The 15,354-nt window shown below is 63.6% G+C and carries 14 protein-coding genes; 9 read left to right on the top strand and 5 right to left on the bottom strand.

The window, feature by feature from the left end:
- Positions 1 to 39 precede the first annotated feature (39 nt).
- The 5 genes from infB to F0185_RS26745 all read left to right on the top strand — a co-directional run bounded on the left by infB (position 40) and on the right by F0185_RS26745 (position 5,800).
- A complete protein-coding gene (gene infB, locus F0185_RS26765; RefSeq protein WP_166894923.1) occupies positions 40 to 2,877 on the top strand; it encodes a translation initiation factor IF-2 in 2,838 nt (945 codons plus the stop codon).
- Between the two features lie 321 nt (positions 2,878 to 3,198).
- Entirely contained in the window at positions 3,199 to 3,624 is a 426-nt protein-coding gene (gene rbfA / locus F0185_RS26760) for a 30S ribosome-binding factor RbfA (RefSeq protein WP_167229804.1), read from the top strand.
- 6 nt (positions 3,625 to 3,630) lie between these two features.
- Positions 3,631 to 4,554, top strand: coding sequence for a tRNA pseudouridine(55) synthase TruB (truB, locus tag F0185_RS26755; protein ID WP_167229801.1), 924 nt, complete (start codon positions 3,631 to 3,633; stop codon positions 4,552 to 4,554).
- 348 nt (positions 4,555 to 4,902) lie between these two features.
- The gene (locus F0185_RS26750; RefSeq protein ID WP_229477205.1) at positions 4,903 to 5,391 is read left to right on the top strand and encodes a type II toxin-antitoxin system RelE/ParE family toxin; all 489 of its coding nucleotides are present in this window, start codon (positions 4,903 to 4,905) and stop codon (positions 5,389 to 5,391) included.
- 10 nt (positions 5,392 to 5,401) lie between these two features.
- A complete protein-coding gene (locus F0185_RS26745) occupies positions 5,402 to 5,800 on the top strand; it encodes a helix-turn-helix domain-containing protein (RefSeq protein ID WP_167229798.1) in 399 nt (132 codons plus the stop codon).
- 165 nt (positions 5,801 to 5,965) lie between these two features.
- On the opposite strand, the gene F0185_RS26740 is transcribed toward F0185_RS26745, so the two are convergent.
- The gene (locus F0185_RS26740) at positions 5,966 to 6,718 is read right to left on the bottom strand and encodes a hypothetical protein (RefSeq protein WP_167229795.1); all 753 of its coding nucleotides are present in this window, start codon (positions 6,716 to 6,718) and stop codon (positions 5,966 to 5,968) included.
- Between the two features lie 104 nt (positions 6,719 to 6,822).
- On the opposite strand from F0185_RS26740, the gene F0185_RS26735 reads away from it, so the two are divergent.
- Positions 6,823 to 7,329, top strand: coding sequence for a metal-dependent hydrolase (locus tag F0185_RS26735; protein WP_223164586.1), 507 nt, complete (start codon positions 6,823 to 6,825; stop codon positions 7,327 to 7,329).
- Here the strand turns inward: F0185_RS26735 and F0185_RS26730 are convergent.
- Genes F0185_RS26730 through F0185_RS26720 form a run of 3 tightly spaced genes read right to left on the bottom strand, consistent with a single transcriptional unit; the run spans position 7,320 to position 10,010 of the window.
- Positions 7,320 to 8,105: a MipA/OmpV family protein gene (locus tag F0185_RS26730; RefSeq protein ID WP_167229790.1), complete on the bottom strand. Its 786-nt coding sequence runs from the start codon at positions 8,103 to 8,105 to the stop codon at positions 7,320 to 7,322. The genes F0185_RS26735 and F0185_RS26730 overlap by 10 nt on opposite strands.
- 22 nt (positions 8,106 to 8,127) lie before the next feature.
- Positions 8,128 to 8,763 (bottom strand): response regulator, encoded by a 636-nt coding sequence (locus tag F0185_RS26725; protein WP_167229788.1) that lies wholly within the window; start codon positions 8,761 to 8,763, stop codon positions 8,128 to 8,130.
- Complete coding sequence (locus F0185_RS26720) at positions 8,760 to 10,010, bottom strand: sensor histidine kinase (RefSeq protein WP_167229785.1); 1,251 nt, start codon at positions 10,008 to 10,010, stop codon at positions 8,760 to 8,762. The genes F0185_RS26725 and F0185_RS26720 overlap by 4 nt, the downstream gene beginning before the upstream one ends.
- A 165-nt stretch (positions 10,011 to 10,175) precedes the next feature.
- Here F0185_RS26720 and F0185_RS26715 point away from each other — a divergent pair, with 165 nt between their 5' ends.
- On the top strand, positions 10,176 to 10,922 hold the full coding sequence (locus F0185_RS26715) for a hypothetical protein (protein ID WP_167229784.1): 747 nt from the start codon (positions 10,176 to 10,178) through the stop codon (positions 10,920 to 10,922).
- Positions 10,923 to 10,963: 41 nt separating this feature from the next.
- Here F0185_RS26715 and F0185_RS26710 read toward each other — a convergent pair whose 3' ends face one another.
- The gene (locus tag F0185_RS26710) at positions 10,964 to 12,040 is read right to left on the bottom strand and encodes a suppressor of fused domain protein (RefSeq protein WP_167229781.1); all 1,077 of its coding nucleotides are present in this window, start codon (positions 12,038 to 12,040) and stop codon (positions 10,964 to 10,966) included.
- Between the two features lie 274 nt (positions 12,041 to 12,314).
- Between F0185_RS26710 and typA the strand changes: the two genes are divergently transcribed.
- Together typA and F0185_RS26700 are read left to right on the top strand one after the other, a co-directional pair.
- Positions 12,315 to 14,150 (top strand): translational GTPase TypA, encoded by a 1,836-nt coding sequence (gene typA / locus F0185_RS26705; RefSeq protein ID WP_166894942.1) that lies wholly within the window; start codon positions 12,315 to 12,317, stop codon positions 14,148 to 14,150.
- A gap of 150 nt (positions 14,151 to 14,300) precedes the next feature.
- On the top strand, positions 14,301 to 15,230 hold the full coding sequence (locus F0185_RS26700) for a prolipoprotein diacylglyceryl transferase (protein ID WP_167229778.1): 930 nt from the start codon (positions 14,301 to 14,303) through the stop codon (positions 15,228 to 15,230).
- The last annotated feature ends 124 nt before the right edge of the window (positions 15,231 to 15,354 follow it).

Genomic DNA, 15,354 nt, shown 5'->3' with positions numbered 1-15,354 from the left:
ACCTTATCATCTGTCTCGACACAAAGAAAAGAGGACTGAATGGCGAGTAACAACGTAGCCCAATTTGCCACCGAACTGAAGATGCCTGCAGATTTGCTGCTGACGCAGCTGCGTTCTGCCGGCGTCGATAAAAGTTCGACGTCAGATCCATTGTCGAAAGATGATAAGGATAAGTTGTTGGATCACCTGCGCCGTACCCACGGCACGGCGACCGACACCGAGAAGAAGAAAATCACGCTGACGCGCAAAGAAACCACCGAGATCAAGCAGGCTGACGCCACTGGCAAGTCGCGCACGATCCAGGTCGAAGTACGCAAGAAGCGCACCTTCGTGCAGCGCGACGATCCGGCACCGGCGCCCGCGCCGGCACCGGTCGCGCCCGTTGCACCGGTGATCGACGCGGCCGAAGTGGCCCGTCGCGAGGAAGAAGCACGCCGTCAGCAAGAGCTGATTGCGCGCCAGGAAGCCGACCTGCGTGAAAAGCAGGAGCGCCTCGCCAAGCTCGACGCTGAAAAAGAAGCCCAGGCCAAGCAGGCCGAGACTGACGCCAAGAAAGAAGCCGACGCCGAAGCGAAGCGCGTAGCCGCTGCCGCCGCGGCCGCCGCTGCCGGCGCCGACCAGGCTGCCGCCGACGAAGCGAAGAAAGCTGCCGCCGACGAAGCCAAGAAAAAGGCTGCTGTCGCTGCGCAAGAAGCTGCGGCCCGCGCCGAAGCGAACGACCGCGCCCGCAAGGCCGTGGCCGACGAAGTCGCGCAGATCAAGGCCATGATGAATGCGCCGCGTCGCGCGATCAAGGCGCCGGAACCCGTTCCGCCGCCGGTCGCCGCGATCAAGCCGAAGCCGCCCGAAGGCACCCTGCACAAGCCAGCCGACAAGAAGCCGGGCGACAAGCCAGGCGACAAGAAGCCGGTCACGGCGGACAAGAAGTCGATCAAGTCGGCCAATGTCTCCTCGACCTGGTCGGACGACGCGAAAAAACGCGGCGCGCCGGGCTCGATCAAGCCACGTGGCAACACCGGTTCGCCGGGTGGCCGCGACAGCTGGCGCGGTGGCGCCAAGGGCCGTCGTCCATCGCACAGCGATGACCGCGAAACCAATTTCCAGGCGCCGACCGAAGCGGTCATCAAGGACGTTCACGTTCCTGAGACCATCACGGTCGCCGAACTGGCGCACAAGATGTCCGTCAAGGCATCCGAAGTCATTAAACAGCTGATGAAGCTGGGCCAGATGTGCACCATTAACCAGGTGCTGGATCAGGAAACGGCGATGATTCTGGTCGAAGAGATGGGCCACAAGGCATTTGCGGCTGAACTCGACGATCCGGAAGCACTGCTGGCCGACCAGGGCGAACACGCCCACTTCGAAGCCGTCTCGCGCGCACCGGTGGTCACCGTCATGGGTCACGTCGACCATGGTAAGACCTCCTTGCTCGATTACATCCGCCGCGCCAAAGTGGCGTCGGGTGAAGCGGGCGGGATCACGCAGCACATCGGCGCTTACCACGTCGAAACGCCGCGCGGCATCATCACCTTCCTCGACACCCCGGGTCACGAAGCGTTTACGGCGATGCGTGCAAGGGGAGCGAAAGCGACTGACATCGTCATTCTGGTGGTTGCCGCCGACGATGGCGTGATGCCGCAGACGAAGGAAGCGATTGCTCACGCAAAAGCTGCCGGCGTACCGCTGGTGGTCGCGATCAACAAGATCGACAAGCCGGGCGCCAACCTGGACCGCGTCAAGCAGGAACTGGTTGCTGAACAAGTGGTGCCGGAAGAATACGGTGGCGAATCGCCATTCGTGCCGGTGTCGGCCAAGACCGGCGAAGGCATTGATGCCTTGCTGGAACAGGTTCTGCTGCAAGCCGAAGTACTGGAACTCAAAGCCCCGATCGACGCGCCAGCGCGTGGCCTGGTGGTCGAGGGACGTCTGGACAAGGGCCGTGGTCCTGTTGCGACGATCCTGGTGCAGTCCGGTACCCTGCGTCGCGGCGACGTGATCCTGGCTGGCTCCTCGTATGGCCGCGTGCGCGCCATGCTGGACGAAAACGGCAAGGCGATCAGCGAAGCTGGTCCGTCGATCCCGGTCGAAATCCAGGGCTTGACCGAAGTGCCGGTTGCCGGTGAAGAAGTCATGGTCATGGCCGACGAGCGTAAAGCGCGTGAAATTGGTCTGTTCCGTCAAGGTAAGTTCCGCGACGTCAAACTGGCCAAGCAGCAAGCTGCCAAGCTCGAGAACATGTTCGACAACATGGGCGAAGGCGAAGTCAAGAATCTGCCGGTCATCGTCAAGACCGACGTGCAGGGTTCGCAGGAAGCGCTGGTCGGCTCGCTGCAAAAACTGTCGACTTCCGAAGTGCGCGTTCAGGTTGTGCACGCGGCGGTGGGTGGTATTACGGAGTCCGACGTCAATCTGGCGGTCGCATCGAAAGCGGTCATCATCGGCTTTAACACCCGTGCTGACGCCCAGGCGCGCAAGCTGGCCGAGTCGAACGGCGTGGACATTCGCTACTACAACATCATTTACGATGCGATCGACGAGATCAAAGCGGCCTTGTCGGGCATGCTGGCACCGGAGAAGCGCGAGCACATCACCGGCCAGGTCGAGATTCGCCAGGTTATCCTGGTCTCGAAAGTCGGCGCGATTGCCGGTTGCCTGGTCACCGATGGTGTGGTCAAGCGTTCGTCCTCGGTACGCCTGCTGCGCAACAATATTGTTGTGTGGACTGGCGAGATCGACTCGCTCAAGCGCTTCAAGGACGACGCGAAAGATGTCCGCGCCGGCCTGGAGTGCGGCCTGTCGCTCAAGAACTACAACGATATCGAAGTCGGCGACGTCCTCGAAGTGTTCGAAGTTCAAGAGATCGCCCGTACGCTGTAATTCTTCCCAGCGGCAATAGTGGCTTCCGATGAAGTCACTGTGGCCTCAAACGTAAAAGACCGTCATTCCCGCGCAGGCGGGGTGACGGTTTTGATGTTTCTGGACGGTATTTTCAAGCGGTATGCGGACAGATGTCCAAATGTCGCTAACCTTCAAACCGTCTTCCCCGCGAAGGCGGGGATCCATGGCACGCCTGAGCATAGGTGCTATGGATTCCCGCCTGCGCGGGAACGACGGTTTTGCGGGCGGAGGTTTTCTGGGAAGCCGTAACGGCACCTCGTTAATTCGCCCCTACAAAATCATAAAGAGTAGTATACGACCATGGCTAAACACAGCAAAACCATTCCCGCCCGCGGCTTGCGCGTGGCCGACCAGATCCAGCGCGACCTGGCCGAAATCGTCGCGTACGGTCTGAAAGACCCGCGCATCGGCATGATCACCATCACCGAAGTCCAGATCACCCCCGACTACGCCCACGCCAAGGTGTTCTTCACCATGTTCAAGGACGACAAGGATGCGATCAAGAACACGGTCGACGGCCTCGGCGCCGCCGCCGGCTTCATCCGCAACCAGCTGGGCAAGCGCCTGCACATCCACACCTTGCCGATGCTGCACTTCGTGCACGACACCTCGACCTCGCGCGGCATGGAAATGTCGCTCCTGATCGACCAGGCCAACGCCACCCGCGCCGCCGATGCCGAGCCGGACCCGGTGCCGGAAGATACCAGCAAGCCCGACGCCGACTAAGCCAGCATGAAACAAGCCCACATCAAAAGGGTGCGCGACCTGGTCGACGGCGTGCTGCTGCTCGACAAACCGGTCGGCCTGTCGTCCAACGACGCGCTGATCAAGGCCAAGCGCGTGCTCAACGCCAAGAAAGCCGGCCACACCGGCACGCTCGACCCGTTCGCCACCGGTTTATTGCCGCTGTGCTTCGGCGAGGCGACCAAATTTTCGCAAGACTTGCTCGAAGCCGACAAGAGCTACGAGACCACGGTTCATTTGGGCATCACCACCACCACCGGCGACACCGAAGGCGAAGCGATCGACATGCGCGATGTCGACGTCACCCTGGCCCAGATCGAAGCGGTGCTGCCGCAGTTCCGTGGCCCCATCATGCAAGTGCCGCCCATGTATTCGGCGCTCAAGCGCGACGGCAAGGCCTACTACGAATACGCGCGCGAAGGCATCACGCTCGAGCGCGAAGCGCGCCCGGTCACCATCCTCAAGCTCGAACTGATTTCGTTCGAAACGCCGCTGCTGAAGTTGGCGGTTACTTGCAGCAAGGGGACGTATATCCGCGTGCTGGGCGAAGATATCGGCCACGCGCTCGGTTGCGGCGCGCACCTGATCCAGCTGCGCCGCACCCAGGTCGGCGCCCTGACCATCGATGGCATGGTGACGCTGGAAGCCTTGCAGGCGCATGAGGCGCCACTGACCCTGCTGGCCCCGGTCGACGCCTTGCTGTCGAGTTTTCCGGCGGTGCAATTGACCGAGGAACTGGCCAAGCGCTTCCTGCAAGGCCAGCGCCTGGCACTCGGCAAGGAAGAAGGACTGGCTTTGCCGGAAACCCTGGGCCGGGTGCGGGTGTACCACGAGACCCGCCTGCTGGGCACGGCGAACTTGCAGGAATACGCGATCCTGGCGCCCGAGCGCCTGATCGCCGCCGCGCACTGAGCCGAACTGACTTAACTGAACAGTCATGGCGGCAGTTGGAATCCCATTTGCCGCCCGATCCACATCACTATCCGGCCATGCTTATGTCGAGCTTGCCCTTGAACCTCAATCGAGGCGCGCCCGCCGGGACTGTCTTCGCGTTTTTCCGCCAATGCCCAATGTGGATGTTGGGCTTGATAATTTCCAGGGAATGCGCGACTCTTGCATCTATACGATGCAGGGGGAGCGCGAAGCGCACTGTTCCGGAAGGCGCCGCTGGTCGCGCAGACTCCTAGCCATCGCTATGCTCTGATCTTGCTCATGTCGCTGGACAAAAGCGTCCCGCCCTGTATAAGTTTTGATACAATCATGATGGCCAAAAAGCCCCTTTCAGCAAGCGAAAGCAGGCCCGGGCCGGCGCGCGCGGTGCGAAAAAATGTCAGGGCGCCGTCGGCGGAAATCCCACGTGCCGAGCCGGTGGTCAAAAAAGAGGTCCGGTGGATGGGGGACGCGAAAGACGTGATGTCCGGATTTCCTGCCGAAGCGAAGCAGGCCGGGGGCGAGGAGTTGTATCGTATCCAATGCGGTGAGGATGCGGTCGACGCGGCTCCCATGGGCGAGGTCGGCTCTGGCGCCTACGAGATAAGGATCAACAAGGCGGGAGGATGGTTTCGCGTCTTCTATGTCGCTAAATTCGGCGACGCGATCTATGTGCTCCACGCGTTTCAAAAGAAGACGAACAAGACGCCGAAAGAAGACATCGACATTGGAAAGCGGCGCTACGCCCTCGCGCAAGCTGATGCGAAAGCGGCTGCGGCCAAGGCCCCGAAGACTGTGGCGCCCAAAACGACACCTTGAGGAGTTGGATATGAAAAACCAAGCGAAGCCGGCAAACCCCGATGGCGTGATGCACGTGACGCGGGTCGGGGGGAGCGTGTTCGAAGACCTGGGATTTGGCAAGCAGGCGTCCAAAGGAATGCAGGAAAAGGTCAACCGCGAAATTGAGCAGCGCAACAACATCAAGCGCGCGATGGTCGACGGGTTGACCCGAGAGATCGCGAGGCGGGGACTGTCGGCGATGGAGGCCGCCAACATGCTGGACATTTCGCGCCCGCGTCTGTCGGATATCACGCACTTCAAGGTCGAGAAGTTCTCGATCGATGCCATGTCGGATCTGATGACAAGATTGGGACAATCCGTCCAGGTCGTTATCGCTGGCTCCCCGAGCGCGGCGCGCCCGGCCCGGAAGGCCGAGATGTCCGAATAGCAAAGCGGACGGGGCGTCCACTTTTTGCGGCATCCACCGACAAGAGTTATTCGGCGCCGCGACCGCAGCAGCCAGCCACGCCGTCGAGGCCGAAGCGCCGCTCGCCTGCGCGAGTTTGCCGGGAACACGCTGGCGGTCGATCCCGCGCGTTGCTGCCGGGCGTCCTCAGTTGTTCAGCGAGATAACCTTGCCCTGCTCGTTAAACCAGACTTCGCCACGGCCCAGCATGACGCCCTGGGTGTTGCTCGACATATTGTGCGGCACGCCGTTCAGGATGGCGGCCCGGTATTTGTCGGTGAAAATGGCGTCGTAATTGGCGATCAAGGCCGCGCTGGTCTTGAGCTTGGTACGGCGCCCGCCGACGCTGACATTGACCGGATAGCGCATCTGCGCCGCCACCACCTTTTTGTTGCCTTCCTTGACGCCCAGCCAGAATGTATAGGCTGCGTGGTTGATCCGCATCACATCCTCTGCGGTCTCGGCGCCGGCGCGCCAGTAGCGGTCGTGAGTGCCGCCCTTGCCGCCGCCGGTGCTGGTCAGGTGCACCGGCAGGCTGGTGGCCGAGCCACGTTTGCGCCAGACGCCATCGAGCGCGTTGCACTCCTTGGACGGGCTCAGATCGAAGTCGGCGCTCTCCTTGCCATGCTCGTCCCATTCGGCCAGCTTGATGCGGCCATCGGCTTGTATCGTTCCGCGCAAGACAATGTCCTTGCGCTGCGAGACGTAAAAATAGTCGCCGTCGACGCCCGGGTTGTCGAAGATGAGGCTCATGCCGATCCGGTACTTGCCGCCGATGGTGCCCTCGAATTCCGACAAATAGCCCGGATGCGCCTCGCACGCCGCCAGGGCGGAAGGAGAAGCCAGGCCGAGTGCCGCGCCGTATATCAGCGCTATAATTCCGGGTAGATTTTTTTTCATGAACGCTGCCTTAAGGTGAACGCCATTTTACTATCCTCACCATGCGACCTGTTTTGCCGTCAGGTAGACACAGCGCCGGCGCGCGCCGTGCACGGCCGCTAGCGATGCCATTTACACCTTTCCATCTTGGCCCCGGCGCGGCGATGAAGGCCATCGGCGGGCGTCATTTCAGCTTCATGGTGTTCGGCGGCGCGCAAGTGCTGATGGACCTGGAACCGCTGGTGCGCCTGATCGCCGGCAGCAGCATCGTGCACGGCCCCACGCACAGCGTACCGGGCGCGCTGCTGGTCGGCGCCGTGGCCGCGCTGACCGGCAAACCGGTCAGCGAATTCGTGCTGCGGCTGGTGCGCGCGCCCGATCAGTCGATCAGCTGGTTCGCCTCCTGCATGGGCGCCTTCCTCGGCACGTTTTCGCATGTCGTGCTCGACGCCATCATGCACAGCGACACCGAGCCCTGGTGGCCCTTATCGAGCGCCAACCCTTTCCTCGGGCTGGTGTCGGTGCGCGCGCTGCACCTGGCCTGCCTGCTGGGGGTGGCGCTATGGCTGGTGGTGGACACCTGGCGCCAGTTCAGGAAGCGCCGCAACGGTGGCGCCGCCGATCACCAGTGATAGGTCAGCGCCGTGAACGCGGCGACGTTGTGCGGACTGTCGGTCAGCGGGCTGTCGGCCGCGCTGCCCATCAGGCGCGAGACGTTCACGCCGGTGCTGAGCGCATACTTGGTGCTCAGGTCCACATTCCAGCGTAGCGTCAGGTCGATATTCTTGATCCCGGCCCTGGCCTGGTAGACCGGCCTGCGGCTGCGCGCCGCTTGCTCCGGTGAAATCCCGAAATACGATTGCATGAAGCCCTTGTTGACCAGATTCATGCCCAGGTTGGCATTGAGCGACTGGTGCGTCGAGAGCCGCATGCCGTAACCGGCGCCCAGGTTCAGGCGCACGCCGCTGCGGTCGTCGCCGCCGCCGTACATCACGCTCGAATGCAGCCCGATGTTGTGCGCCCACTGATAATTCGCAAACGCCCCCACCTCGATGCCCAGACGCAGCTTGTCTTCGTGGTCGTCGGCGCGGCGCGAGCGGGTGCCGTAGCTGAGCACGGGGCCGAACTTGAGCATCGGGTCTTCCGACAGCTGCATGCCGAGCTCGCCCGGTTCGGCGAAGATGCCGTTGCTCCATTGCGCCGATATGCTCGGCAGCACGATTGCCTTCATCCCGCTGCGGCCTTCGCTGACCGGCACCACCGCCGCAATCAGGCTGAGATCGATATCGGTGGTGCCTTCCGGCATCTGGGTGGAGGGCGATTGCGCCGCCGCGGGCAGGCCGATGGCGGCCAGCAGGGTGAGGGCGGCGACACTGGCGCGGTAGCGCGCCGGGCTTGGGATGGTCATGGTTTCCTGTCGGAGTGGGTGGTCAGATGTAGCCAAGTTCGAGCCCGCGCAGCACCGCGCGCACGCGGTCGCGCACAACGAGCTTGGCGAGGATGTTCGAGACGTGGTTCTTGATGGTGCCTTCGCTCGGCCCGAGCGCGGCGCCGATTTCGGCGTTGTTCAAGCCGGCCGCCATCAGCGCCAGGATTTCGGTCTCGCGCGCGGTCAGGCGTGCGCCGCCGGAGGCCGGCGCCGCCAGGCCGCTGGCCTGTTCGTAGGCGGCGCGGGTGCGCTCGGTCAGGCCCGGGCGGAACAGGGTGGCGCCGGCGGCGACGCTGCGGATGCCGTCGGCCAGCCGTTCGAGCGAAATATCCTTGAGCAGAAAGCCGCGCGCGCCGGCGCGCATGCCCTCGAACAGCGCTTCGTCATCGTCGAAAGTGGTCAGGAGGATGGTCGGCGGCAGCAAACCCTGTTGCCGGCGCAGCAGTTCGATGCCCGAACACTGCGGCATGCGCACGTCCAGCAGCAGCACGTCGGCCTGCGCCTGCGCGATCACGCCCACCGCTTCATCGCCATTGGCCGCTTCGGCCACCACCCGGATATCGTGTGTCAGGTCGAGCAGGCCGCGAATGCCGCTCCTGACCAGCATCTGGTCGTCCACCAGCACCACGCGGATCATGCCGCCGCTCCCGCTTGCGGCAGGCGGATGTTGAGCGCAAAGCCATGCGGCGCGCCGTTGGCGGCCAGCAGCGTGCCGCCCAATTGGTCCAGCCGTTCGCGCATGCCGCGCAAGCCATTGCCTTCGGCCGCGCCACCGCTGCCACGGCCGTCGTCGGCGATGTCGAGCATCAGGTCGCCGTTGGCGTCGCGCCGCAGGGCGATCGTCATGACCGCCGCGCCCGCATGGCGGATGGCGTTGCTGATCGCTTCCTGCACCGCGCAAAACACGGCATGGGCGACCGCCGCCGAATCGATCCCGAGCCGCTCGCCGATGTCGAGTGCGATACGCGGCGCCGGAATGCCGGCGCACAGGGTCTGCAGCGCCAGGCGCACGTCGATATCGCATCCGCCGCGTTCGCTGCTCACCAGCAGGCGCACGTCGGCCAGCAGGGTGGCGGCCAGGGTGCTGGCAGTGGCCAGCGACGGCGGGGCGGCGGCCCCGGCCTGGCGGCTGGCCAGGTCCAGGTGCAGCTTGAGCGCGGTGAGGTGGTGGCCGGCCATGTCGTGCAGGTCGCGCGCCAGGCGCATGCGCTCGCTGGCGCGCACCGCTTCGGTCAGCAACGCCTGGGTCGCCTGCAGTTCGGCATGCGCCGCGGCCAGCGCCACGCGCGCGCGCCGTTCGCGCAGGGCCACCAGCACCAGCGCCGTGACGATGCACATGATCATCGCTTCGGCGGCCGCGAGCGTGCAGGCCATGACAAAACGTCCATCGGACATGCGCAGCGCCACAATCGTCAGCAAGGTCGTGCCCGATGCCAGGACGATCGCGGCCGCCAGCCAGCGCATGGCGGCGCGCAGCGGAAGTGTGCCGAGCTGGGCGGTGAAGACATAAATCAGGCCCATGTCGCCGACCACGGCCAGGCACAATTGCAGCGCCAGCGCCGCCGGCGAGCGCAGCATGGCGGGGCAGGCCGTTCCGCTGGCGCGCAGCCAGGCCAGCGCGGCAAAACCGATGGCGCAGCCGGTCTGCAGGATGCGCAGCAGCAGGACGGTCAGTTCGATGCGGTCGGTGCCGGCGCTGAGGGCCGATGGCGCGCTCGTGAAGCGGGCCGCCACGTTGCGGGCCAGGTACCCGCCCACGCTATGGAACTCCTCGGCATCGGGCGTGTAGCCCCATAGCAGCACCAAGCCCGGTCCCGCCACCAGGAGGCAGGCCAGGGGCCATACGGCACGCGGGAAAAGCTGATCGAATCGGAATGTCATCATGGCGCCTGTATGCGCCGGGAGCGCTTGCTGTCAAGGCTGCAATTTTACGTGACGGCGGGTGGCGCCGGTCAGTGCCGGAAGTCATGCGCGGTCTCTATCTTCCGGCACATGGCGCTAGCGCGGCCCTGCACTAGAATGACGGTCCCGCCTTCTGTATTGCCGCTCATGAAAACGCTGACGAAATTGCTCTTGCTTGCCGCTTGCCTGCCTGCCCTCGCACCGGCCGCCGCGCCTGTTGCCGATACTGATACGATCACCACCGTGGAAGTGAACGCGCAGCGCGACCCGGAATGGATCGGCTACCGGCGCGCCTACAAGGCCGCTGCCTTCTTCGGCCCGTTCGTGCGCACGCGGCCCCTGATCCAGGCGCATCTGCAAGTGCGCCCGCTGCGCCCCGACCTGTCGCTCGACGGCCTGCGCCTGTCGGTGGCCGGCGCGCGCACCCGCTTCGAGGTGCCGGTCGACGCCATGGGACGGGCGGTGCTGCCGATGGAAAAGCAGGCCTACGAGGATGACGCCGTCATCACCCTGAACCGGCAAAAGGGCAACTATTACTTCAGCGGCCGCTACAGCATCCGCGAGCGCGACGACGGCCTGTACGACGCCAGCCTGTTGCGCGAAGCCTGCGAGCAATTGCTGGCGGCGCAGCGCGCCTCGGGTTACCGTATGCGCTTGCTGGGCAAGCAGTGCGCCGGCGTGACGATCGTGTATCCGGCCGGATCAACGCCCGAGGTCGCGCTGGAAAACGGCGCGCAGGCGCCACGCGCGCTCGCGCCGCAGGCCGCGCATCCGTTCGAAGATGGCTCGATGGGCCTGTACCAGGTGGTCACGGTGCGCTTTGCCGACCTGCCGGCCGGGGCCAGGGTGAACGCCGTGACGCGTCCGCTGGCGATTGGCACGGTGTATGAGTGATGGCTGGCCAGTGCTCTGCTGCCGTGCCGGCCGACAGGGCATCAGCCGATGGTTTGCACCACGGCCCCGCTGGCATCCCTGATCAGGGTCTTCTGGACCGACCATGTTAGCTGCGCCAGGCCCGCCACCTGGTAACTACCTTCGCGCGGCGCCATGGCCGAGGTGAAGGTGGCCAGCGTCGCCGGGCACATTCGCACGACCAGCATGGTGTCTTCGAGCACCACGCTGTCGGCTTCGGCAGGCTCGAAGAACAGTTGCCAGTCGCTGCCGGACAAAACGAAAAACTGCCCGAACGGCAGTCGCAAGGGCAGTAGGGTAAGCAGGCTGGCAACCTGGCGCGCACCCAGCGTGACCTTGAACGACGGGCCGACGGCGGCGCCGGAGGGGGCCATCTCGGCCACCTGCAGCACATCGGTAAACAGGGCCTCGCTGGAGGAGCCGTCGCGCGCCAGGCCGGCGGCGACAGCTTCGGCCACATCCGGCGCCTCCAACAGGCTCTCGCGCTCCAGGTCGGTGATCCACAGCGGCATGTGCGGCAGCAGGGCGTCGAGCAATTTTCTTGGCGCCCACTGGTTTGCCGCGCGCTCTTCCTCGAGCGTCAGGCCGACGACCTGCACGAATTCGACGCGGCCGTTGACGCTGTCGATGGCCGGTAGCTGCGGGTCGCTGGCAAAGGCCATCGAGCAGATACGGGTAGGCGTATCGAGTGCGATCGGGCCGTTGGCGGTCATCCAGTGACCGTCCTGGAACACATTGCCGGTGCGGAAAACGTAGCGCGCCAGATTCTGCAGAAAATCGAAGGCCCACGACGGCGGTTCGGTCTGGCCCGGCAGCGCGCGCAGGCGGAAGGTCAGTTCCAGGCCATAGCCGCTGTGGTCCAGGTCCTCGGACTCCTTGCCGTACAGTTCGGACAGGCCGTAGGTAACGTAATGCCAGTGCGGCCATCCCTGCGTGCTGAAATAGGCGCTGATGCCGTCCAGAGGATCGCCGCCGCCCAGGCTCGCTGGCAGCACCGGCGCCGCGTGGCGTGGCTCCTGGCCGGGATAGGCCTGCGCCAGGCTGGCGTTGATGGCGTCCCAGCCACCGGTGCCGCTATCGTTGTCCGCTTGATCGTTCATCATGATTTCCAATTTATAAAGACAGGCGATTATGCTGCGCCGGGGCGGGCCTGGCAATCGTGGCGCCTGTCATGCCGCGGACACGAAAAGCCGGCACAATTGCACCGGGCCGGTGCGTGTCTGTGGTGAAAAAAGCAGCAAGCCATTGAAATTGCAGGGCTTTTCAAATTGGTGGTGCGCAATACGCCGCTTTAGCGTGCTATACTAGTCGGTTCCTGATTTAAGCAGCACCGTACACCTTCGTACACCACGTACATTTCCGTTCCTTACGACCATGTCAAATCCAAAACGCGCAATTCGTAACATCGCTATCATCGCCCACGTTGACCACGGCAAAACCACGCTCGTGGACAAGCTGCTGCGCCAATCCGGTACCTTCCGTGAAAACCAGGCAGTCGAAACCCGCGTAATGGATTCGAACGACCTCGAAAAAGAACGTGGCATCACGATTCTGTCGAAGAACTGCGCGGTTGAATACGAAGGCACCCACATCAACATCGTCGACACCCCAGGCCACGCCGACTTCGGTGGCGAAGTCGAGCGCGTGCTGTCGATGGTCGACTCGGTCCTGCTGCTGGTCGATGCGCAAGAAGGCCCGATGCCACAGACCCGCTTCGTGACGCGTAAAGCGCTGGCGCTGGGTTTGAAGCCGATCGTCGTCGTCAACAAGATCGACCGTCCGGGCGCACGCGCCGAATGGGCGATCAACCAGACGTTCGAACTGTTCGACAAACTGGGCGCCACCGACGAACAGCTCGACTTCCCGGTCGTGTTCGCATCGGCCCTGAACGGCTACGCCAGCCTGGACTCGGAAGTGCGCGAAGGCGACATGACCCCGCTGTTCGAAGCCATCCTCAAGCACGTTCCTGTGCGTGACGACAATCCGGACGGCCCGCTGCAGATGCAAGTGACCTCGCTCGATTACTCGTCGTACGTCGGCAAGATCGGCATTGGCCGCATCTCGCGCGGTCGCATCAAGTCCGGCCAGGACGTGATCGTCCTGAACGGTCCTGATTCGACCCCGATCAAGGGCCGCATCAACCAGGTGCTGAACTTCAAGGGCCTCGAGCGCGTGCTGGTCGACGAAGCGGTTGCCGGCGACATCGTGCTGATCAACGGTATCGACGAAATCGGCATCGGTTCGACCATCTGCCAGCCGGACACCCCGGAAGCGCTGCCGATGCTGACCGTCGACGAGCCAACCCTGACCATGAACTTCATGGTCAACAACTCGCCACTGGCCGGCCGCGAAGGCAAGTTCGTCACCAGCCGCCAGCTGCGCGACCGTCTCGACCGCGAACTGAAAGCCAACGTTGCGCTGCGCGTTGCGCCAACCGACGACGACACGATTTTCGAAGTCTCGGGCCGTGGTGAATTGCACCTGACGATTCTGATCGAAAACATGCGTCGCGAAGGCTTCGAGCTGGCCGTATCGCGTCCGCGCGTGGTGTTCAAAATGGTTGACGGCGTGCGTCACGAGCCGTTCGAGCAACTGTCGGTCGACGTTGAAGAAGCCAACCAGGGCGGCGTCATGGAAGAACTGGGCCGTCGTCGTGGCGACCTGCAGAACATGGAATCGGACGGCAAGGGCCGTGTTCGCCTGGAATACAAGATTCCTGCGCGTGGCCTGATCGGCTTCCAGGGCGAATTCATGACCCTGACCCGCGGCACCGGCTTGATGAGCCACGTGTTCGACGAGTACGCACCGGTCGACAACTCGAAAGGCGAAATGGCTGGCCGTCGCAACGGCGTGCTGATCTCGCAAGACGACGGCGCCGCTGTTGCTTACGCAATCTGGAAACTGCAGGATCGCGGCCGTATGTTCGTGGTCCACAACGACCCGGTGTACGAAGGCATGATCATCGGTATTCACTCGCGTGACAACGACTTGGTCGTCAACCCGATCAAGGGCAAGCAGCTGACCAACGTGCGTTCGTCGGGTACCGACGAAGCGGTGCGCTTGGTACCGCCGATCCAGATGTCGCTCGAATACGCGGTCGAATTCATCGCCGACGACGAACTGGTTGAAATCACGCCAAAATCGATCCGCCTGCGCAAGCGCTACCTGAAAGAGCACGAGCGTAAAAAAGCTGGCCGCGATTCCGCGTAATTGACGAACGTCAACGGAGTGCACCGCATTCCGTAGCGATAACGCCTTCCCCTGGACCTGTCCGGCGGAAGGCGTTTTGTATTCCACAAGCTATTTCTTAATTGGGGTCAGCGCGCTGACCCGACACTTTCTGCTGACGAAGGAAAATTTATGTCGTATCCATATCTCAGCGATGTCATCAAGGACCTGACCGGCATCGACCTGCCGTTGCCGATCGCCACCTTCGGCCTGTTGGTCGCGTTTGCCATCCTGGCCGGCGCCGCCTGCCTCAAGCGCGAACTGGCGCGCCTGCACGCCGATGGCCGGGTCGGGCCGGCATACAAGCGCGTCAAGGGCGACGATGGCGTCGTGGCCGAGGTGGCGGTACCGCCGCAGGACATCGTCAGCGACCTGGCGTTCATCGTGGTGCTGGTCGGCATTGTCGGGGCGCGCCTGTTCCATATCCTGGAGCATACCGAGCAGTTTCTTCTCAATCCGTGGAGCATGATTTTCAGCCGATCGGGCCTGAGCGTGTTCGGCGGGCTGATTCTCGGCACGGTGGCCGGCGTGGTGTGCCTGCGGCGCTGGAAATTGCCGATCCGCCCGCTGCTCGACGCGGTGGCGCCGGCCATGATGCTCGGCTACGCGCTTGGCCGCGTCGGTTGCCAGGTGTCCGGTGACGGCGACTGGGGCACGGTCGCCAACATGGCGCTGAAACCCGCGTGGCTGCCGGCCTGGTTCTGGGCGCAAACCTACGACAACAATATCTTCGGCGAAGTGATCGCCGCGCCGGGCGTGTATCCGACCTCGGTGTACGAGACGGCGATGGCGCTGGCCTGCTTCGCGCTGCTGTGGGCGTTGCGCAAGCACCGCTTCCGGAGCGGCTGGCTGTTCTCGGTGTATTTGGTGCTGGCCGGTATCGAGCGCTTTGCGATCGAGCAAATCCGGGTCAATCCCGTGATGAGCGTCGGCGGCGTGCATGCGAGCCAGGCGGAGATCATTGCCGTGCTGCTTGCGCTGGCCGGGCTGGTCGGCATGGCGCTACTCGGCCGTCGCGCGGCATCAGCGCCAGGCCCGACGCCGGCGCTGCCGATACCATAGCCGATTCCGGCCTTGCCGGTCTCCTACCGCAAGAACCACACCGGGGTCTGACCTCTGATTCGAAACGTTTCCGGCATCACATCGGGGTCTGACCTCTGATTCGAAATATTTCGAATCAGAGGTC

The sequence above is a fragment of the Massilia rubra genome, assembly GCF_011682065.1.
Classification (GTDB): domain Bacteria; phylum Pseudomonadota; class Gammaproteobacteria; order Burkholderiales; family Burkholderiaceae_D; genus Telluria_A; species Telluria_A rubra.
This window is presented reverse-complemented; position numbering and strand designations above follow the sequence as displayed.